The 17765-nt window shown below is 47.9% G+C and carries 28 protein-coding genes; 4 read left to right on the forward strand and 24 right to left on the reverse strand.

Features of this window, described 5'->3' with window-relative positions; translation table 11 throughout:
* Nucleotides 1-287 precede the first annotated feature (287 nt).
* Together ACFVU8_RS09640 and ACFVU8_RS09645 are read right to left on the reverse strand one after the other, a co-directional pair.
* Nucleotides 288-2090 carry a DNA cytosine methyltransferase gene (locus ACFVU8_RS09640; RefSeq protein WP_387427067.1) on the reverse strand — a complete coding sequence of 601 codons (1803 nt, stop codon included), beginning with the start codon at nucleotides 2088-2090 and terminating at the stop codon, nucleotides 288-290.
* A gap of 163 nt (nucleotides 2091-2253) precedes the next feature.
* Nucleotides 2254-2943: a hypothetical protein gene (locus ACFVU8_RS09645; protein ID WP_387427070.1), complete on the reverse strand. Its 690-nt coding sequence runs from the start codon at nucleotides 2941-2943 to the stop codon at nucleotides 2254-2256.
* Between the two features lie 141 nt (nucleotides 2944-3084).
* Here ACFVU8_RS09645 and ACFVU8_RS09650 point away from each other — a divergent pair, with 141 nt between their 5' ends.
* Nucleotides 3085-3390 carry a DUF3889 domain-containing protein gene (locus ACFVU8_RS09650; protein ID WP_387427072.1) on the forward strand — a complete coding sequence of 102 codons (306 nt, stop codon included), beginning with the start codon at nucleotides 3085-3087 and terminating at the stop codon, nucleotides 3388-3390.
* Between the two features lie 266 nt (nucleotides 3391-3656).
* Here the strand turns inward: ACFVU8_RS09650 and ACFVU8_RS09655 are convergent, their stop codons facing one another.
* The 21 genes from ACFVU8_RS09655 to ACFVU8_RS09755 all read right to left on the reverse strand — a co-directional run bounded on the left by ACFVU8_RS09655 (nucleotide 3657) and on the right by ACFVU8_RS09755 (nucleotide 15677).
* Nucleotides 3657-4088, reverse strand: coding sequence for a DUF5348 domain-containing protein (locus ACFVU8_RS09655; protein ID WP_387427075.1), 432 nt, complete (start codon nucleotides 4086-4088; stop codon nucleotides 3657-3659).
* Between the two features lie 32 nt (nucleotides 4089-4120).
* A complete protein-coding gene (locus tag ACFVU8_RS09660; RefSeq protein WP_387427078.1) occupies nucleotides 4121-5146 on the reverse strand; it encodes a hypothetical protein in 1026 nt (341 codons plus the stop codon).
* Between the two features lie 2 nt (nucleotides 5147-5148).
* Nucleotides 5149-5682 (reverse strand): crossover junction endodeoxyribonuclease RuvC, encoded by a 534-nt coding sequence (locus ACFVU8_RS09665; protein WP_387427081.1) that lies wholly within the window; start codon nucleotides 5680-5682, stop codon nucleotides 5149-5151.
* A complete protein-coding gene (locus ACFVU8_RS09670) occupies nucleotides 5618-5830 on the reverse strand; it encodes a hypothetical protein (protein WP_387427082.1) in 213 nt (70 codons plus the stop codon). The genes ACFVU8_RS09665 and ACFVU8_RS09670 overlap by 65 nt, the downstream gene beginning before the upstream one ends.
* Nucleotides 5811-6014: a hypothetical protein gene (locus ACFVU8_RS09675; RefSeq protein ID WP_387427084.1), complete on the reverse strand. Its 204-nt coding sequence runs from the start codon at nucleotides 6012-6014 to the stop codon at nucleotides 5811-5813. The genes ACFVU8_RS09670 and ACFVU8_RS09675 overlap by 20 nt, the downstream gene beginning before the upstream one ends.
* Complete coding sequence (locus ACFVU8_RS09680) at nucleotides 6011-6172, reverse strand: DUF6906 family protein (protein WP_387427087.1); 162 nt, start codon at nucleotides 6170-6172, stop codon at nucleotides 6011-6013. Before ACFVU8_RS09680 ends, ACFVU8_RS09675 begins: the two co-directional genes overlap by 4 nt.
* 15 nt (nucleotides 6173-6187) lie before the next feature.
* Nucleotides 6188-7597: a replicative DNA helicase gene (dnaB, locus tag ACFVU8_RS09685; RefSeq protein ID WP_387427088.1), complete on the reverse strand. Its 1410-nt coding sequence runs from the start codon at nucleotides 7595-7597 to the stop codon at nucleotides 6188-6190.
* Nucleotides 7590-7934, reverse strand: a complete 345-nt coding sequence (locus tag ACFVU8_RS09690; RefSeq protein ID WP_175373115.1) for a hypothetical protein — start codon at nucleotides 7932-7934, stop codon at nucleotides 7590-7592. Before ACFVU8_RS09690 ends, dnaB begins: the two co-directional genes overlap by 8 nt.
* The gene (locus ACFVU8_RS09695) at nucleotides 7912-8823 is read right to left on the reverse strand and encodes a hypothetical protein (protein WP_387427089.1); all 912 of its coding nucleotides are present in this window, start codon (nucleotides 8821-8823) and stop codon (nucleotides 7912-7914) included. Before ACFVU8_RS09695 ends, ACFVU8_RS09690 begins: the two co-directional genes overlap by 23 nt.
* Nucleotides 8824-8848: 25 nt before the next feature.
* Nucleotides 8849-9043 carry a hypothetical protein gene (locus ACFVU8_RS09700; RefSeq protein WP_387427090.1) on the reverse strand — a complete coding sequence of 65 codons (195 nt, stop codon included), beginning with the start codon at nucleotides 9041-9043 and terminating at the stop codon, nucleotides 8849-8851.
* Nucleotides 9040-9747, reverse strand: a complete 708-nt coding sequence (locus ACFVU8_RS09705) for an MBL fold metallo-hydrolase (RefSeq protein ID WP_387427092.1) — start codon at nucleotides 9745-9747, stop codon at nucleotides 9040-9042. The genes ACFVU8_RS09700 and ACFVU8_RS09705 overlap by 4 nt, the downstream gene beginning before the upstream one ends.
* A gap of 3 nt (nucleotides 9748-9750) precedes the next feature.
* Nucleotides 9751-10881, reverse strand: a complete 1131-nt coding sequence (locus tag ACFVU8_RS09710; protein WP_387427093.1) for a hypothetical protein — start codon at nucleotides 10879-10881, stop codon at nucleotides 9751-9753.
* Nucleotides 10881-12959, reverse strand: a complete 2079-nt coding sequence (locus tag ACFVU8_RS09715) for an AAA family ATPase (RefSeq protein ID WP_387427095.1) — start codon at nucleotides 12957-12959, stop codon at nucleotides 10881-10883. The genes ACFVU8_RS09710 and ACFVU8_RS09715 overlap by 1 nt, the downstream gene beginning before the upstream one ends.
* A complete protein-coding gene (locus tag ACFVU8_RS09720; RefSeq protein ID WP_175373109.1) occupies nucleotides 12922-13218 on the reverse strand; it encodes a hypothetical protein in 297 nt (98 codons plus the stop codon). The genes ACFVU8_RS09715 and ACFVU8_RS09720 overlap by 38 nt, the downstream gene beginning before the upstream one ends.
* Before the next feature lie 119 nt (nucleotides 13219-13337).
* The gene (locus ACFVU8_RS09725) at nucleotides 13338-13541 is read right to left on the reverse strand and encodes a hypothetical protein (RefSeq protein ID WP_387427096.1); all 204 of its coding nucleotides are present in this window, start codon (nucleotides 13539-13541) and stop codon (nucleotides 13338-13340) included.
* Between the two features lie 194 nt (nucleotides 13542-13735).
* Nucleotides 13736-13996: a hypothetical protein gene (locus ACFVU8_RS09730; protein ID WP_387427097.1), complete on the reverse strand. Its 261-nt coding sequence runs from the start codon at nucleotides 13994-13996 to the stop codon at nucleotides 13736-13738.
* Nucleotides 13993-14166, reverse strand: coding sequence for a hypothetical protein (locus tag ACFVU8_RS09735; protein WP_387427099.1), 174 nt, complete (start codon nucleotides 14164-14166; stop codon nucleotides 13993-13995). Before ACFVU8_RS09735 ends, ACFVU8_RS09730 begins: the two co-directional genes overlap by 4 nt.
* Nucleotides 14163-14456, reverse strand: coding sequence for a hypothetical protein (locus ACFVU8_RS09740; protein WP_387427101.1), 294 nt, complete (start codon nucleotides 14454-14456; stop codon nucleotides 14163-14165). The genes ACFVU8_RS09735 and ACFVU8_RS09740 overlap by 4 nt, the downstream gene beginning before the upstream one ends.
* 11 nt (nucleotides 14457-14467) lie before the next feature.
* Nucleotides 14468-14983 (reverse strand): XRE family transcriptional regulator, encoded by a 516-nt coding sequence (locus tag ACFVU8_RS09745; protein ID WP_387427102.1) that lies wholly within the window; start codon nucleotides 14981-14983, stop codon nucleotides 14468-14470.
* 127 nt (nucleotides 14984-15110) lie between these two features.
* Nucleotides 15111-15428, reverse strand: coding sequence for a hypothetical protein (locus tag ACFVU8_RS09750; RefSeq protein ID WP_387427104.1), 318 nt, complete (start codon nucleotides 15426-15428; stop codon nucleotides 15111-15113).
* A 15-nt stretch (nucleotides 15429-15443) separates the two neighbouring features.
* A complete protein-coding gene (locus ACFVU8_RS09755; protein WP_387427105.1) occupies nucleotides 15444-15677 on the reverse strand; it encodes a hypothetical protein in 234 nt (77 codons plus the stop codon).
* Nucleotides 15678-15838: 161 nt separating this feature from the next.
* Here ACFVU8_RS09755 and ACFVU8_RS09760 point away from each other — a divergent pair, with 161 nt between their 5' ends.
* Together ACFVU8_RS09760 and ACFVU8_RS09765 are read left to right on the forward strand one after the other, a co-directional pair.
* On the forward strand, nucleotides 15839-16246 hold the full coding sequence (locus tag ACFVU8_RS09760; protein WP_387427107.1) for a hypothetical protein: 408 nt from the start codon (nucleotides 15839-15841) through the stop codon (nucleotides 16244-16246).
* A 205-nt stretch (nucleotides 16247-16451) separates the two neighbouring features.
* The gene (locus tag ACFVU8_RS09765) at nucleotides 16452-16697 is read left to right on the forward strand and encodes a helix-turn-helix domain-containing protein (protein ID WP_387427108.1); all 246 of its coding nucleotides are present in this window, start codon (nucleotides 16452-16454) and stop codon (nucleotides 16695-16697) included.
* A 188-nt stretch (nucleotides 16698-16885) separates the two neighbouring features.
* Here the strand turns inward: ACFVU8_RS09765 and ACFVU8_RS09770 are convergent, their stop codons facing one another.
* Nucleotides 16886-17206, reverse strand: coding sequence for a LytTR family transcriptional regulator DNA-binding domain-containing protein (locus ACFVU8_RS09770; RefSeq protein WP_387427109.1), 321 nt, complete (start codon nucleotides 17204-17206; stop codon nucleotides 16886-16888).
* Between the two features lie 113 nt (nucleotides 17207-17319).
* Here ACFVU8_RS09770 and ACFVU8_RS09775 point away from each other — a divergent pair, with 113 nt between their 5' ends.
* Nucleotides 17320-17754: a hypothetical protein gene (locus ACFVU8_RS09775; protein ID WP_387427111.1), complete on the forward strand. Its 435-nt coding sequence runs from the start codon at nucleotides 17320-17322 to the stop codon at nucleotides 17752-17754.
* The last annotated feature ends 11 nt before the right edge of the window (nucleotides 17755-17765 follow it).

Raw genomic sequence — 17765 nt, forward strand, 5'->3', positions numbered from 1 at the left:
TCCTTGAGTTCAAAATAAAGACGCTCCATTGTTTTCTAAATTTTTTGTATGAAAAACTGTGCGAGAGTCAGGAGTATATCGTTGAAATACATAGAGGCGGTAATCTACTGCATCTAACAATCTGAACTGGGAGAGATGATTAATGAAAAAATACAGATTGCTATTAAAAAAGATGAACGAAAAGCGGGAAAACATTTTCTTTTCCGTGAAAGTTATATTCTTTATTAGCCGAGAAATATTTAAACTGTATGAATCTAAAGACTGAACTCCATCTGCCCAACAGCAGATCATTGCAACACTGTCGGCCGTTGCTCCTCATCAGGAGCAACCCATACCGGATTCCAACTGAGCTGAAAGGATACTCCCGCCTCTGCCTCCGCTGCCGCCATCAGAATCACATTGCCCATCTCCTCCTCAGCTGCCGGAGGAACAGCATTACCGATGTACTCCCGAGCCTTGGCGTCACTGCATCCCTCGAGCTGGAATGGTCTGCCGTCCGGCAGATGCGTTGGGAAGTTTTGCAACATAGCAAGCTCATAAGTAGTAAGCGGACGATGCCAAGTACCATCTTGGGCGATGATCACCCAAACCCCCTGTTCGTTGTCTGCCGGGATCCGTGGATCAGCTACCGCTGCAGCCGCCGCATGGATATCGGCGCTACCAATCACTGTCTTGGCTGGCTGATTCCAGTCTTGGACACCGTAGCTATCTGCACGTGGAGCGCATTTCAGAGTTGGATCAGCGATTAACTGCGCCCCATTCTGTACATCCGTGGAACCCGTTACTGTAGCCGCGGGTCCATCGATTGACTGGATCCGGTACTGATCGGTATATCTCCCTGGGCGTTCCGGAACACTTGGATCAGCAACAGCAATAGCACCGCTGCCAAATCGCGTACCTGTCACACATGGCGCCACCTCATCTGCACGTACTACCCGGTATGCTGCCGGATGACGGCCGGGACGTTCTTTCAGTGCAGGGTCAGCAATACTGGCTCCACCTTGGTGCGGACCGGCAGCACCAGTTACACAGGAGGAAGGTTCATCTACGGACTGTATCCGCAGGATATTTGTCTTTCCTTCGCCGTTTATCTGTAGGCGAGGATCCGAAACGGCCGTTACCCCGTTGCTCCTGCCGGGTCCCGCTGTGCTTGTCACTGCCCTACTAGGCTCATTCCAATCCGCCACCTCGTAAGCTCCGCGTCGAGGCTCATGAACAACGCGTAGGTTCTGCCAATCGACCTTGTTCAGATCTCGCCAATCTCCGCCGGCGGAGATAAGGGCCAGCCGCATCCAAGTCTTCCACTGAAGCCGGGGAAGTCTGTGCAGTGGTCCGCCTGCTACAACATCTCCGGGGGACGGCAGTGTTCCGATCACATCTCCAATGCTTCTTAATGGTTTATGCTCAGGGTAATAAATCACATTTGGAATCTGCTTCGGATCGCGGGCTTTAAGGAGAAAACGGACTCGGTTTTGCCCAAGACCGCCAATGCTACCCAAGTTGTGATCAGAACGGATACTTACCTCGTATCCGAATTTCTTGAGCATCTTTAGAATCTGCTTCAATAAAGGCTTGCCCCGGCTGGTGATTCTCGGCACGTTCTCCAATTGGATGACTGCTGGGATGGCACCGCCGTATTCTAGGCAAGCCCGCAGAGCCATCTCAAGCCCATGAACTGTCAAAAAATTTAGCGCCTGATACTGAGCTGAAGCTGCCTTATCGGATGGCAATAGCCCGCTGAGCCCCTTACAAGGTGGTGAGAGAAATAGGAAGAACGGTACCTGCTCCTTGAATGCCAGCCAAATATCCCAGGGCGTTGTTTCCCTCCAGCCCTCCGGCGGTTCATGGCCGTGCCAGGCTTCATACTGCCAACGCTGGAACAGATCCATCACAACGGACGTTTTCTCCCCGCAGATCAAATCATGATTCCGGCAAGCAACCGGGTCATTGTCGATCGAGCACAGCACTTTGAACTTGTATACCTTGCCGCCATATTCAACAGTAGAACGCATTGACCCGGCCGTAGCCCCGCCAATCCCAGCAAAGAGAAATGCTGCTGTTTTGTAGATGATATTGTCTGATAAGCCCAAGTCTTCACGTCCTTTCTATAGAAGCCAACTCAACAACAACCAGAGAATGAACATTGCCACGCTAAACTGGAAGAGCACCCTGGTAGGACTCGACAGTTCCTCTTCCCGGGCCGTGATAATACGGCCGCTGTCGTCCCTGAAGCGAATGACTGTTTTCATGGGATTAACTCTCCTTCTTCTTGGCAGCTTCCTGCTCAGTCAGCCAGTCGCAGTATCGTTGGCAGTCTTCTTCTGCACGGAAATAAACGCCATAGAAGTCTTCTTTGATGGATTCGAAGCTTTCCCCGGAATATATGAACCTTGGGGCGTTTGATCCTCCCAGGTACTCCAATTCCATTCCATCAGCGTCGGAGTAGGGTTTATACCAAGCCAACACCTTCCCGTTTCTGACCTCGAAGGAAGAGCAAATGTGCGTACTTGGTTTGTAAAAATAATTCCTCTTTTTGCAATCACAGTCTTCTGAACATTTTTTCCCTGATGGGGAGAGGAAGTGTATTTGTCTACCTTCGTCGCATTTCTCACATTTAGGACCGCTCATCCAGTCCTTTCCGGCTCTAAAAAGCTCAAATTTGAGATTGTCCATGATATGCACTAGCCGTTCGCGCCGCACTTCGTTCTTCAGATCACGCTTTTGCATATCCAACTCAACAACCTTCTGGTTGTAGTCCCGCTTGATTGTTTCCAGGGTGCGCTTTACCTCCTGCAGCTCAGCGTTCTCCCTCCGAAGCCGCTCGACTTCCGCTTTGTGCTCATCTTTGATAGCGTTCATTAGAGATTCCTTCAGAACATTGATCTGCCCTTCGAACTCGCTCGGTTCCCGGTAAAATTCATGATCATATTCGTGATAACTCATTTGGGATACACCCTCCTAATCTTTTGATTCATCTTGCCGGTATCTTCGTACTATGCATCAGCTAACGTGTAAGTTTGTTTAAGAATACATTTGGATAAAGTAGGATATATTACTGAAAACTTCTCCAGATGGGCGGTTATTATGAAAAAATTACTGATATCGTTTTTGGCCATACTCATTTTTCCCACTACTTCAATAGAGGCTACGCCAGAATATGCAAAATGGGGTAAAATTGCAGTAGAGGAAACACAAAAACGTTACAAAGCAGACATAATTGATTACAAGCACATCGGTCGTACTAAACTAACACCAAAAAAGTCTGAAGAGAAATTCAAACTATGGATTAGAACCAAAGTAGGTAACGAGTTTGGGGTTTTTGTATCAATCCAATTTGACCCGTCAACTGAAATAATACAATCGATTCAATTTTCCGAAACTAATCGTTAGATTTAATAAATCTCACGGTAACGAGGAACGTTAGTTCAATAAACCAACAGTGGTCTAGGGCTTTATATTTCAGTTTAAGACAGCTGTTGGTTTTTATATTGGGTCCCTCAAAATGAGCTCTTGTGGGAATCGCTAGTGAGCAGTATGCGTCGACGGTGCAACAACTCAGCCTCGGCATCCTGCCGGTGAACCAAATGCGCGCTGCTTTCCCTGAGAACTATCTGCTGTTCCTTAAAAGAAGCAGCACGCCAGTTCATGACCGCTTCCTAATCCCAGAAAGGAAGATCCTTAACACGGACCCGCAGGCCATCAAGTGAGAGTTCTGGTTTAGCAACGATGTAATAATCAGCGCCATTGTGTTCCACACTGGAGTAAATCCAGCGATCATCTCCGTCAGGATCTCTGAATAAGAATTCAATTGACGATCCAGAAGTGTAATAAGCTCTCTCATTTCCATACCGTCCATCTGGCAGTTTACTAATTGTTCCTTCTGAAGAGATGCGTGCTGAAACCTGGCGGATATACCGCCGTGCTTTATCCAGATCTTCACCGACTCTGTAAAACATGTTCCGCAGATACAGTTCTTCCGGATCTTCGCTGCTATAGATGCCATCGTTCTCCGCATCATGAATCAATTTCGATACGCGCTTCAGCTGTGGCTCCAAGTTGGCCAACGCCGCCTTAATTTGTTCCTTCATATAAATCCCTCCTCTGTAAGAGAAGAAGCAGCTTACGCTGCCCCTCCCCCGTCCTTCATTTTCTTTGCTGCCAGTTTCCTGTAAACGTTGTACCGGGAAGAGAGCTGCCCGCTGGTCATACCGTTCTCGTTAGCGATTTCCCGCCATACCTTGTTCTCCTTGAGTCGCTTCTCCAGCAGATCTGGGAAAGGAACGGGCTGGCCGTTATACTCCACTTCAGCGAAGATAGGGCGATCAGCAAGGATGAATGCATCCAGTTCCTCTTTATCCACATCCTCGGAACCAGCAGGATCGATATGATCTTGGTCTGACCCGTTGACAGAATCACCTGCAGACTGACTGCTTCCAGATTCCCACTCCGGCGTAAAACCATCGCCATCGCCATTGCCCTCTTGCGCAGATTTGCTGCCTTCCGATTTTCCTTCGATACTATCCGCTTCTCCAGCATTTCCTTCCTCAGATACTGGGACCGGCTCCGCTGCTGCGGAAGGGGCTACACCCTGACTTTCCATCCACTCATGCCATGCTGCTGCGGAAGGGGCTACACGCTTGCGGTACTCATCAATTTTCTCGACAATCTTCCCGCTGCTGATCCCAAGCTCGGAAGCCAGCTTCATGTAAGTCTCACCGCCGGCCAAACGCTGAGAGAAGGAAACGAAGTCATAGTCCAGATCCTCATAGGTAGGGGCTAGGCCGGACAGAATGAACTCCTCGATGATTGATAATTCAATCTCAGCCGGCTGTTGCTTGATCTCGATCTTCTCCTTTAGCAGCCCAAGGTCCATGGAAAGCTGTTCGCCTTCTGGTTTCACCTCGGAGACAACGCCGTTATCCACCCGGTAGGTTTTGATCGGTTTTTCCGTGCGGGCATTAATCTCGATGTTGTAATTAACAACAGCGGAATCAAGCGATGCCGTCACTTTATCCCCAATCATTTCATGCAGCCATTCAATCTTCCCGCGAAGTTCCTCTCCAGCCACAGTCAGCAAAATATTCACATCGCCGTCAGCCTTCAGATCTACTTTTTTCACAAGCCCCTTGAAATCGAGATATCCCACGATTACGCCACTCCCTTGATATATTTTTGGTGGTAAGCCCAGCAAAGCGCCAGTGCATCCGATGGGTCGAATAAACGCTCCTTCACTGCGCCCTTCTTGTACTTGCCTTTTGGATCATTCGTCTTGTAGAGAACTGGCACAGCAAGATCGTCATAATCCAGGTTGAACAGCATCTGCATCTCGATGGCGACAGTCTCTTTGTCCGCATTTCCCTTACCAGTCTGTATCTTCAATTCTGACGGACGGATATGGGCGATTTTGATACCTAGATGCAGTGCAGCCAGCGTGACCATGGAAAACGCACCGACCAAAGCCAGGACGCTATTCGCATTTTTGAAGTGAACTGGCCTCTCCAGAATTATCAGATCTGGGCGCTCCTGCTCGATCATTCGGAAGGTATCCTGATAGATGGCATCCAGCACATCCGGCATAGCAATCTTGCTGTAGTCTCTGAGACCAAACTCGATCGGCTTACCGTTTTCCATCGTTGCCCATCCGGCATAGTTGGTTCCATGATCGATTCCTAGAAGCTTCACGCGCATTACCTCCTTTTTGCCTTGGTGGCATCATCGCTGTATCCAGCACATACACCATGCCGACCATTGCCCCAGTCTCATCATTCACCGCAAAGTAATTCCGCTGCTGGAAGAATGGATCGATCAGTTTACGCTTCTTTGCAGGCATCTTGATCAACTCCTTCCCTGTGGTTCCCAATCACCAGATCAAACTCCGCAATCCCTTCGTCGATCTCAGAAGACCCCAGCTCTGCAAATTCATTCAACAGAGTTGCCTTATCTGGAACAAGACCGGTGCTCGCGTAGTGAGTGACCATGTAGTGATACACATGCCAGTAATTCCAGGCACTCATGATACAGCTCTCCGAATCGTCCGCGCCTTGCCAGAGTACCGATTAATCAGTACTAACTGAGTATGCGTATCCCGCTCTACCAGCCAGTTATCCATAACTAAGCCTGCCGCTTTAATTTCTTGCTTCTGCCGACGTGTCGGCCGCTTCCCCTGCTTCATCGCAATTCCCCTTTCCTAAGCCCATTTGCGCTTATCCATGTCATCTGGAGGCGCTGCAGCATCATGCTGCGAACGCTCATAGTTGACGAATTTGTTGAATTGTTTCAGGAACACTAGCTCCACCGTGCCCACTGGGCCGTTTCTCTGCTTGGAGATGATGATCTCGATGATGTTCTTTTTCTCCGTGTCCTGATTGTAGTAATCATCACGGTACAAGAAGGCGACGATATCGGCATCTTGCTCAATGGAACCGGACTCCCGAAGGTCACTCATCATCGGTCGTTTATCCTGGCGTTGCTCTACACCGCGACTGAGCTGTGATAGTGCAATTACCGGCACTTCAAGTTCCCGCGCAAGCTGCTTCAACGTCCGGCTGATCTGAGAAACCTCTTCTTGCCGGCTGACTCCCCGCTGCCCCCTACCCTGTATGAGCTGCAGATAGTCGATGACAATCATGCCAAGGCCTTTCTCCTTCTTGAGCCGCCGACACTTAGAACGAATCTCGTTGACGGTGATGCCAGGAGTATCGTCGATGTAGATGTCTGCTTCGGCCAGATACCCCATAGCCTCGGACATCCTCTGCCAGTCATCTCCTTCGAAGTGACCGGTCCGCATCCGGCTGGCATCGATATTACCTTCAGCACAGACCATGCGCTGCACGAGCTGAGCGTTGGACATTTCAAGACTGAATACGGCAACCGTCTCTTTGGCACGAACCGCAACATTCTGGGCGATGTTCAGGGCAAATGCCGTCTTCCCTACGGACGGCCGGGCTGCAACGATGATCAGATCATTGCGCTGGAATCCGGATGTCATCTTGTCGAGATCATCAAACCCAGAGCGGATGCCAGTGATTCCTCGTGATGTTTCCCGAACGCTGTACCGCTGTTCGGCATCTTCCCAGACCTGCATTAGCACATCCTTCATGGTAGCAAACTCCCGAACTGGAACCGACTGATCGGATAACTTCGAAACAGCGTGTTCCGCCATCGAGATGAAACCTTTCACGTCCTGTTCCTCACCAGCATTTCGCAAGAGGTCCATTGCTGTGTCTATGGCTTGTCGCCGAAGGAACATTTCCTGTACCCGCTCCGCGTAATATCCGGCATTCGCAACGGTTGGAACAGCTCCGGCCATCCGTGCCAGATAACTGACTCCACCCACTTTTTCAAGCTCTTCACTATCCTTGAGGTGTGAGGTTAAGCTGACCATATCGATCGGCAGCTCAGCATCATTGAGCTTGCGCATTGCCCGAAATATGCGGGCATGGCTTTTGTCACTGAATTCCCCGCCTTGAAGGATGTCAGCAACTGCATCGTAAGCAGTCTGGTCCAGAAGAGCTGCACCGAGTACCGCCTGCTCAGCCTCCAAATCAACTGGAGTCTGAATGCCCATCTGCTCAAGCATCTCTTCACGATTAAGCATTTGCTTCACCCCTGATTTTCCGCCTTACATCATCCCAATAACCTGCTGGTGGCGGCTTACTCGCTGTACTCCATGCATCAAGGTTTTGGAAATGCTGAGTCGTCGCTTCCTTCATGCGCTCCCGCTCAATTTGCTCTCCAAGCCGGCCGCGAATCTGCGAGATTTTCGGAGGGAAATCACTGGTCATGATGTGTTGCCGGACATTGGAATAAGCGACATCATAGGGAATATCGTGAAGCATCCCCAGATCCTCTTCCACCGCCTGAAGGCTGGCGTCGAAATTCGCATAGCGCTTCTTGATTTCCTTGTAGAGCTTAGCGACTTCTAGCTTGTTCACGTGCTTCCTCCTCTCTGATCCAGCGGTCCAGATCATCAATTTCCTGCTGTTGCCTTGTCTTCTTAGTTTGAGGACCTGGTGCTTCTCCCGGGGCGACTCCTTCCATCGGCGGGTTGGTAGTTTGGGAGTTACGCCAGGCTTCGTTTATTGCCTTGTCGTAATAAAAAAAGCTTGTTGGGTACTCAAAATCATTACCTTCTCTTTCGCGCTTGGCCTGTAGCAGGCTCTCCATAGTTGAGATGGTAAAGGGTACCGGCATCCCCCCGGCGACCATCCGACCCATGGCATCGCGCTCTTTTGGTTTAACATGGAAGTCTAGCTTGCGATTCAATTTGCAATAAGCGTTTAAAATAGCGATCATTCCGTTTGCCTCAGGATCAACCTCTGGCTCAATCCAATCACTGCCCGCGGCAGTAGTAGGAGTAGTAGTAGTAATAAGATCTTTTAATACAGTGTCGGGAAAGTGGTCCAATTTTTGGACAGGTTCGCCGACAACTTGGTTAAAGTGGTCCGGATTTTGGACCACTTTTTCGGATACTTCAGAAAAGCTGTCCGGTTTTCGGACCACTTCTCCGACAACAATTAGATCAAAGCGTACCTGATAATCTCCTTTCGAACTCCCCCGCGGTGGGGGAGAGTAGCCGATTAACCCGGCTTTGACGAGTTTACTTCGATGTGTATTTAACGTATCCCGGCTCTTAATTCCGGTCTGAAGTGTAAGCTCTGTGTTCGTCATCTGGAATGCCTTCCTCCAACCTAACTTGCTCGATTTTCGCCATAAGGCAACCATGATAGCTATACCTTCGGGACCATATTCCTCTGGCCCGCCTATCGCTTCATACTGGTTAAGGAGGCCGGCCATTGTTGGTTCTCTGGCTGACTCCGTCATGCACTCCCCCCTCCCGCAGCGGCCATTATTTATTGCTTGCTCTATCGTCCTGAATGTAAATGTGCGGATACTTCGCCCGGATCACTGTAAAGCCAGGATGTCCGCGAGCAAAGTACTCTTTAACTCTCATCTTGAACGCCTCTGGGTCAGTGGATCTCAGCTCCCAGATATGCTCAGCGATGCTGCTGGTCCAAATACGTTCTCCCATTGGGCCGTTCATCGGTCTGCTACCCTAACCAGTGCGCCTGTTGTCTCCTGTATCTCCCGTTTGAACCGATCAGCATCGCTGTTGCCATCCGACAAGTGCAGAAGCCAAATCTCTTCGACATTCCGGGTATCATTAGCTTTCAAGAAGTCTTTCACATGCTCCAATCCGAAGTGCGAACGCAGTAACCGCTTCTTCTGTGCCGGATGCAATTTCCCTGTTGCCACACGCTCATTGACGATATCCAGTGAGTAATTGCACTCCACCATGATGTGAGTAAGATCTCGAAAGCGATGTCGGCAGTAGTAGGTATCAGTCAGGAAGACCAACTTATCGCCTGCAGTATTGGCTAGCAGGAAGCCCAACGGCTCCTCAACGTCGTGCTGGATATCAAACGGCATAATCGTCCAGGTACCAATCGTGAACTGCTCCAGTGCCTTAATCACCTTCAGACGATGACCTGACAGCCCTCTGGCAGCTGCCGTACCTGCACTGGTGTAAATGTTGATGCCTGCTCGCATGATGTCAGGAGCAGCCTTGCTATGGTCCAAATGCTCATGTGTGATTAAGCATCCGGCAATGTCCGACATTCGGAAGTTAAGAGCCCGTTGTATCGACTTATAAGGAAAGCCAGCTTCCAGCAGGAGCACGGTATGCCCATCTGAGATTCGATAGGCATTACCGGCGCTACTGGACCCGAGAGGTAAGATGTCGATCATAAGCTAAAAGAGAACTTCGTCGTTTGGATTTACAGTTGACGACGTATCCATTGAAGGAACATCCCCGGAAAAATCATTTGGATCCGTATTACCTTTAGATTTAGCGTCTGATGGTTCGCTCTCAGATGCATTTGAAAGTGGAGCTTCTTCTTTCAATGGTTGAGTTGGCGATGCAACAGTAACATCGAGAAGCTCAGTATTTGCATTCTCGTTGATTTCCCGCCGAACTCCAGCGTAATCCGGGTCATTAACCTCGTCATGCAGCATTTCAACATAGGCGCTGTTGAAGTCCTTCGGTATTTTCTTAACGACGTTGTTCCTCATCTTACGAATTAACATCGATTCACGGCTTTGATACTCGCTCCAAGCAGGGCTGATATATTGCTGAAGATCCACATCGTCAAGAGCGCCAATGCCTAGATCTTTTGCACGTTTGAGAACTTCCGCCTTCTTGGCCGCAATCTGTTTTTTCTGTTCAGAAGTAGCCTTGTAACGGTCTGCGCAGATACCAAATGTTTCGTTCATCATGTTGTTGCTCATGTGGGCTATCAGGTTTTTCACTACATCATCTCGTTCAGAAATGTAATAGTGTAGGGTCTTGTCAGTGTGCAGAATAGGGTATACCACCCTAACTACCTCTCCACGTCCTGTTGGTGACCACTCTGGTGGATCGTACTCAACACCGCGGAATTTAGGATATACAAAGTGATCTTCTTCCCGAACAAGCCAGTAAGGATAAACCTTCTCAACGTTCCGGCCAAAGTTCGATAGGATCGCATCGTTACCGTCGCCCTCGATACCCATCTCGATCTGTTTGCGCCAGTTGTCTGGGTCGGACGGTTTCGCTTTTACATTGACGTTCCGAATTTGGAAGTAAACTTCCCTCGGACTCGCTGCAGCGTTCAATTTCAAGGCTGCGACATTCATTAAAACCTGAGTGATGTTATTTCTGTCGAGTTTCTCATCATTCCAAGAGATTGCCTTCGAATCAAGAGCAGTGTTGATGGCAGAGATAGCATTGACTACGCACTGCCGAGCATAAGCGTCCAAATTAACCCCATTGCCACTGAGTTGCCGCTCAATCATCGGTGCATAGGTTTCCGTTACTTTTACCAACCCTGTTGAAAAGGTCATTAAATCGCCTCCTGTATCTGCTGATCCGTCTCTACACGCAATGTACTGTTTCGCTTGATCCAGTTCTTCTCGGCGTTCTCCGAACTACCATAAATTGAAACTAAATGTGCTTGCACTTCATCGGGCAGCTTTTCAAAAGATGGAGGAACTATCAATTGGATCATCTGTCCCTCTGTTTTGACCAATTTTGTAACTCCCTCTGCATTGTCAATAAAAATAGGAGCCGAGAAGCCGTAATGCTCACCTAGCGTATTGATGATGTCCAGGCCTACATTGATCCGAGCCGCGTTGTTCAGCCCGCCGTCATATGGAACGCCCTTATAGAGTGTGTCGCAGACTTCCTTGATTCCGCCATTGATCTGTTCTTCGAAGAGGCGGAATCTAGCAAGCTTGAATTTACTGTTGATCTTGGCATCCAGCATGCTGACTTTCGTCTTGGTGAACTCCTCGCAGAGGAACAATTCATGTTGCAGCCGTTCGTATTCAGCTGCGAGGTCCCGCTCCTGGTTCTCCAGCTCAGTAACCCTGAGCTCTGCACGACGGATTCCATCGAACTTGGCAAGATCACGCTCCATTTCCTCAATCTCGGAACGTTGCCGGCGGATATCAGTGCGGACAGTTGCGGCAGCATCATCTGAGGAAGCTTTCAGTTCTCTGATCTGCTGCTGTACTGCAACTGCCTCGGCTTGTTTACTGGCATAGGCTGGATCATCAGCAGGGTCTTTAACGCCCGCTCGCAGATCAGTCAGTTCAGCCTCAGCAGTAGTCAATTCAGCTTGAAGCAGTTGCAAAGCACTCTTCAGGTTCTCAATGTCTCCCTGGAACCGGACGATCTCTTGCTCAAATTTCTGAGCTTCTGCCACTGCTGCTTTACCAGAGGTATTGATACGTTCCTTCCGTTCAGCCAGCCTGCGGTTAAAATCAGCCTCTGCCTTGTCATGAGCAGCTTTTACCTGGTCTTCAGGTAACGACTGTCCACAGGCAGAGCAGTGAGAATCATGACCTTCCGGATGTTCGAAAACCATACCCTTCAGTTCAGCAAACTCCGTCCGTAGCCGATCCGCTTCTTGCTGACGCCCCGTTGCCAGCCTCTCATTGTGCTGAATGCGCTGCTGTTTGTCCTCAATCTCACGACGGTACCGATTGACCTCAATGTGCATCCGGTTTACTTCATCTCGCTTGAAAGCCAACTGATCCAGAACATCCGAGTGCATCCGGCTCTTGATGTCTATCAGTTCGCCTTCGATCTCTCTCAACCGCTTCTCCTGTACTGCAACTTCGCCACCGGAGAGGATACGGGACAGTTCAGCTTCACACGACTCAACTCGGCTGCGCAGGATGGCGATGTCTTCCTTAAGAAGCTCTTCATCCAGCTCGGCAACATCTGGCATCTGGCGCTGTACTTCGCTGATTCTCACCGGCAGCTCCTTGATCTCTTTATTGATCACGCTGCAACGTGATGAGATCACCTTCTTATGGGAATCAAGGTCACGCCCGCTGAGGATGCCCGGCAGCGATGCAAGCTCCTTATTACCGTGAATCACCTCAGCATCCGTCAGATCACCGCACACTTCCAGCAACGTCTTCCGGCGATCCTCCTTCTTCAATTGTTCATTGAAGTAAGAAGGCGAAGTCAGGAGTTTGAAGAGATCTTCTTTAATGAGGGAATCCACTTCAGCGGTGTACTCTCCCTTTTTTACTGGAACGCCATCAATGAAGTAATTCGTCTCATGTCCTTCGAAAGCGTCTGTTGCGGCACCGCGCTTCTTCGTCCATTTCTCAGAGAAGACCCGGCGGAAGGTTCGGCGGCGGCCATCAATTAGAAAAACACCCTCGACTTCATGTTCCAGCTTGTGTTGCAGGACTTTACCGGCACCATCCAGTCCCTTGATTTCGAAGTCTGCCTTGTTCTGACTGTCTTTACCAAACAAGAGCCAGACAAAACCGTCGAAGACGGTTGTTTTGCCAGTGGCGTTGTCACCATAGACATCAGCGGCCCCGCCGTTAACAGCGAGGACAAGTTCTTTAACCCCTTTGAAATTACGGAGCGTCAGGCGCTCCAACACGATACGTTTCAAGCATTATCCCCTCCTCAATTGCTGCATTGCATTCAGCATGTAAGATCATTTGTTGATCGGGTGTTTCCGGGTAACGAATGCCTTCCAGATAAGTCCGAATGGCATATTCGACTTCAGCTAATTGATCCGGGTCAGCATGCAACTGAAAGGTCCCAGATTGCTGCCGGATAGAAAGAACCGGCGGTGCGTAATTCGTAGGAGGCACGATTTCAACTTCGATAGGCTTCCCGCTGATATGAGCAGAAAAAGCTGTTGACATTCCTAGTCCCTCCCTCTTGTGTCGTTTGGCCTTCATCGTGTAAGATAAAGGCAAGTGATAAAGCTTTAATGCTATTCAGTTTTCAAAGAGCAGGCGGCCCGGTGCAACGGGTCGTTTTTTTATTGCTCATTTTCAATTTCTAGTACTCTGATGCGTTCATTAGCTTCTTTCAGCTGAGATTCCAGCTCTTCAGCCTCGTCGTCCAATTCATTGAAGCATTGCTCCAAAGCTTCCCACGCTTTCGCGGGGATGTAATCTTCGTGATCATCCAAAGTCCGCTCCAACTTTTTCAGAAGTGTTGAATTTGAACTTCTAACCGTCAATTCAGTTCCTCCTTCCTATGTATAATCAAGGTGGGCGAGGGAGTAATTGCACCAATGAAGACGGCCTCTTCGGCTCCCTTGACCTATGTGATCCGCCACCACCTTGGATGCGTCAGCCGCATCTCCAAACGTCAACCCGGAGGAAAGGTTATTTCTAAGGGTCGACGCTTGGAGACAGGGGCCGAAGCCTCTGCTCATTCAATCCTTGCTACTTCCCGCATGGTTGCTTCCTTGATGTCTGCTGGGAGTAGTTCAATCACTTCAACCAACTGATCCCACTTTGCAGTAGCTATCTGTTTGATCCGATCTTGCTGTAGGAGGAATGCTTGACTGTATTCCTTGATGGCCGCTCTGATCTTCTGAACCCTATCAATGGCGGACCACCATTCCTGACGACGCTTGACGTACAATTCCGCAAGTGCAGTAGCGAATTCAGCCTTATCCTGCTCCGTCATAGGACCACCGACTTTCCGTGCTTTTCGCCATTCCGGTAAGCCGTTAAAATGAGGGAGGCGATAGTCTCGCTAATACTGTCGTCACCACGATTCAACATTTCAAGAGCCTGAACTTCAATATCAGAGAGTTCACGGCCGATCAGGTGCTTAACGCCGATTTTATTGATCACACCGCCTCCCCCTTGCCTTTGCTGCGATCTTCACGTAAAATGGACGCAACGAGATACTTTAGCTGAGTTCTCAACGGAGTCCGCCCTGCCCGGCGGGCTTTTTTCATTTGTTCTTTTGCTGCTGCCAGATCCCTTTGATGCAGATCGATCATCATTTCGAGCCACTTGATGTTGCTCTCTAGCTTTGCCGGATCAATAACTGCAGCCTGCTGTTTAACCAGCATGAGATTGTGTTTAGCATTCTTTGCCACGAAACGCGCTTCTTGTTCCAAATCTTCGAGTGTTATCATTTCAGCAACCCTCATTTCATGTAATTTTTGAGTTTCAGTTCAGCGCGGTGTTCCTTCCAGGTCGACAGCCAACTGAATGAGTATTCCTTACAGATAGCCGCCGCCAAATGCGTCAGTGCTGTAATCGCCTCTACCGTCTCCATCAAAAGCAGTTTGATCTGCTGACGCTCGGTTTCATTGATCTGTTCATTCGTTTTACTGATTGGCGCTATGCCGGAGGCATCACGCACCTCTTGAATCTCTTCTAACGATTTGAGAAGAACACTTGCTCTATGTAGGTCTACGTTGTCCAGCCATGGGGCAAACGCCCCTCCGGTCACTTCTGCTGCCGCTGCAAGATACAATTGCCCATCATCGTAATGCTCAGCTGCCGCTTTCATGACCGGCTTGGATGGATTGCGAGTTCCTTTTGCGATTTTCCCCACCAAGGAAGCATCAGCATGAACAATTAGCCCTGCCTTCTCCCTCGTATCTCCTGAGCGCTTTAACGCTTGTTCTAACGCTGGTCCGAATTGTCCGATTGCCAACTTTTAATCATCTCCTTTGTCCGGTTTTGCGGGTTTTATCGGACAGAGGCCTGTTGTATGATTGACTTAAGCAATTCCCCTTGCCGCATTCCCTGCCCGCCGCTGCCGGTACAGCTCGGCGGGTTTTTCATATTACTTGACGACGAGCGTTCCATTTTTCACCAACATTCTTGTTCATCCAGCCGCTGTGTTCTTCTGTCCATCGAAAGAACAGTGATGTCATTATCCGCGGATCGCCAAACTCTCGCGTGACCGGAAAGTCTGGTCGCTTAAGCAGCTCAGTAATTTTGTTGTCTCCGACCTTTAGAAGTTTCTTAAGGTCTGAACGATCCAATATGGCTGGAAGATCAGCTGGAACCCGCACGCCGTGAGTTTCAATGGTTCTTTCCACAACCTTTTGGATCATTGCTTCGAGGTCTGCCGATTCAATCACTACTAGTGCCATTAGATCACCTCTTTTTTACCATTGTTTGTAGACAACGTTTTTTTGCAAAAAAATATAGTCTTCTATGTTCAGTTCCTTTTCCTTACATAATTGATACAAGCCATTGAATAGTTTTCCGCCACCATTTTTTTCGTTTTTCAATACCCTAAATAGATATGAATAGTTAACACCTAGTTGATTTGCCAATTCTGGAATACTCCAGCCTTCGCTTTCAGCGAGTTTCAAGAGCTTTTTCGAATTTATCTTCACGCTGTTCACCGCCTTCCGTTGTCTACTGACAACATAAATATATCATGTCTATAGACAATGGTCAAGTCATTTTTATTGTTTACAAACAATACTTTTTTTCACGCTTTATTGCCTATAAACAACGCCAAAGTTTATTATTAGTTCAGAAGAGGTGGTGAAGTATGATTTTTGATAAGGAGAGGTTTTCCGAGCTATTAAATAAAGCTAAAGGTGATAGATCGATTAATAATTTCGGACGAATATCACAAGTCGATCCGGGATATATTTCTCGGCTATTAAGATGTCAAAACGATACTCCGCCTAGCGCAGCAATCATCAGTAAGTTAGGAAGTAAAGCTCATAATAATGTATCCGATATTGATTTAATGATTGCGGCAGGATATATTGACGAAAGTTCTGAATCGAATCAAAACGATACCCTTCATGAGGAGAAATCTTTATCGAGGGAAAAAACAGAGTATGTAATAAGGGAGTTAGTTAAGAAGTACAATATTGATTTAACTGACCCCCGTGATGTAGAGACATTGGAGGATCTGATTAAAATTGTCCATCGTAACAATCAAAAGTAGTTTCTTCATCTAATAGTGACTTGATAGAATCATATAACTCCAAAGGATCTATTGATAAAAATGCTTTTAACGTTAATAACTTATCTACAAATTCTTGATTCATTGTTGTCACCGTCCAGTTCTAGGTGGATTTTTAACCCATATTAACATACGAACATGAGTTCGTAAATGATCCAAAAAAATAGTATAATAAGGTGGCAGTGCGATGGAACTTGTTCCGGTCCGCTGTCGCATTCCAGAGCTACTTGTTCGGCGCGCCAATATGGAGCCGCCGACAAGTCCGATTAAGATCAATCAACAATGGCTGGCTGATAGCATTGATATGAGCAAACAGCAACTTTCTGACTACATCAACCTTCGCAGGAAGAACATGAGGCTCCAAAAAGCCCATCTGATTGCTTACTATCTCGATTGCCTGGTTGACGATCTTTATGTAATGGAGTGGCGATAGCCGAGTGGCTTAGGCTGCTCGTAAGGAATAAGTACACTCTAGTGCGTACTTTATGTTTTTTACTATCCACCTAAATACGCAATCCCTTCTGGTAGTACATACAATATCACATAAACATGGAAAACGCTGTCGAAAAAGGACGAACGAAAGCACCCCCTAAACACCGTTGAAGGGGTTGACTTTCACTTTTATATTTGCTTCATCACATATAATTCGGTACCGTCCTTGAATGTTATTAGAGATCCATTATTTTCGATGGCCTGAATCTTATCGATCTTGGATTCTTGCACCAGAGCAGTCCTTCCAATTAACACAAAACCCAGATCCTTATAGGTTTCAGCTGCTTCAACCAAAATATCCGGGTCTTGAAACGAACCTTCACTCGTATGGTAGGCAAGCGTAGAATGCGAGTTGCTTGTACGTTGCCACTTGTCTATATAATTCACATCTTTGAGATTAACGTCTCTGTATTCGAAAGCATCCTTCTTCTTGATTTGTAGCCTCTTCATTCGCCTTATCATCTTGCACGCACCTGCCGATTCTAGTTGTTTACTTGATATAATACGACAAAAATCGACTAGCTATCATTACATAAAATATTACAGTCAACAGGAGGGATTCAATGTCTGGCTATATGAATCTATGGCTTAATTACAGGGCTACTGAGGATTTGTTCATGAAACACCTCGAACTGGTTGAGGACAAACCTTTTGAGTTACACTTCGCGTATAACAGCTTCATTAAACTCTACTCTATGCATCTTATCCAACCTGACGCAGCTGAGAAACTTGTTGCAGTCTGTATTAAGGATATCGAGCTGTTCCCGAGATTCAAGGAATCCTGGCATGAACGTAACCCTACTTACGGCTTCCTCCCTTTTATTCCATCATTTAAGACCTTAATTATTTTCTACGAGAATAAGCAGCGGTTTTATGAAGCCATAGACATCTGCAATGCAGCGCTTGAATATGAACTTACCGATGGCACAAAAGGAGGATACCCCGGAAGATTAGCGAGGTTAGAGAGAAAGCTCGAAAATCAGTTAAAAGAATCATAGGAGGCCCCACC

Source organism: Paenibacillus sp. NPDC058177 (assembly GCF_042883835.1).
Lineage (GTDB): Bacteria > Bacillota > Bacilli > Paenibacillales > Paenibacillaceae > Paenibacillus_AQ > Paenibacillus_AQ agri.

Coding starts and splice junctions, on each gene's coding strand:
- ACFVU8_RS09645 (WP_387427070.1), bottom strand. CDS start 2,943: ATGAGTTATCACGAATATGATCATGAATTTTACCGGGAACCGAGCGAG.
- ACFVU8_RS09650 (WP_387427072.1), top strand. CDS start 3,085: ATGAAAAAATTACTGATATCGTTTTTGGCCATACTCATTTTTCCCACT.
- ACFVU8_RS09655 (WP_387427075.1), bottom strand. CDS start 4,088: ATGAAGGAACAAATTAAGGCGGCGTTGGCCAACTTGGAGCCACAGCTG.
- ACFVU8_RS09670 (WP_387427082.1), bottom strand. CDS start 5,830: ATGCCTGCAAAGAAGCGTAAACTGATCGATCCATTCTTCCAGCAGCGG.
- ACFVU8_RS09675 (WP_387427084.1), bottom strand. CDS start 6,014: ATGAGTGCCTGGAATTACTGGCATGTGTATCACTACATGGTCACTCAC.
- ACFVU8_RS09680 (WP_387427087.1), bottom strand. CDS start 6,172: ATGAAGCAGGGGAAGCGGCCGACACGTCGGCAGAAGCAAGAAATTAAA.
- dnaB (WP_387427088.1), bottom strand. CDS start 7,597: ATGCTTAATCGTGAAGAGATGCTTGAGCAGATGGGCATTCAGACTCCA.
- ACFVU8_RS09695 (WP_387427089.1), bottom strand. CDS start 8,823: ATGACGGAGTCAGCCAGAGAACCAACAATGGCCGGCCTCCTTAACCAG.
- ACFVU8_RS09700 (WP_387427090.1), bottom strand. CDS start 9,043: ATGAACGGCCCAATGGGAGAACGTATTTGGACCAGCAGCATCGCTGAG.
- ACFVU8_RS09705 (WP_387427092.1), bottom strand. CDS start 9,747: ATGATCGACATCTTACCTCTCGGGTCCAGTAGCGCCGGTAATGCCTAT.
- ACFVU8_RS09710 (WP_387427093.1), bottom strand. CDS start 10,881: ATGACCTTTTCAACAGGGTTGGTAAAAGTAACGGAAACCTATGCACCG.
- ACFVU8_RS09720 (WP_175373109.1), bottom strand. CDS start 13,218: ATGTCAACAGCTTTTTCTGCTCATATCAGCGGGAAGCCTATCGAAGTT.
- ACFVU8_RS09730 (WP_387427097.1), bottom strand. CDS start 13,996: ATGACGGAGCAGGATAAGGCTGAATTCGCTACTGCACTTGCGGAATTG.
- ACFVU8_RS09740 (WP_387427101.1), bottom strand. CDS start 14,456: ATGATAACACTCGAAGATTTGGAACAAGAAGCGCGTTTCGTGGCAAAG.
- ACFVU8_RS09750 (WP_387427104.1), bottom strand. CDS start 15,428: ATGGCACTAGTAGTGATTGAATCGGCAGACCTCGAAGCAATGATCCAA.
- ACFVU8_RS09760 (WP_387427107.1), top strand. CDS start 15,839: ATGATTTTTGATAAGGAGAGGTTTTCCGAGCTATTAAATAAAGCTAAA.
- ACFVU8_RS09765 (WP_387427108.1), top strand. CDS start 16,452: ATGGAACTTGTTCCGGTCCGCTGTCGCATTCCAGAGCTACTTGTTCGG.
- ACFVU8_RS09770 (WP_387427109.1), bottom strand. CDS start 17,206: ATGAAGAGGCTACAAATCAAGAAGAAGGATGCTTTCGAATACAGAGAC.
- ACFVU8_RS09775 (WP_387427111.1), top strand. CDS start 17,320: ATGTCTGGCTATATGAATCTATGGCTTAATTACAGGGCTACTGAGGAT.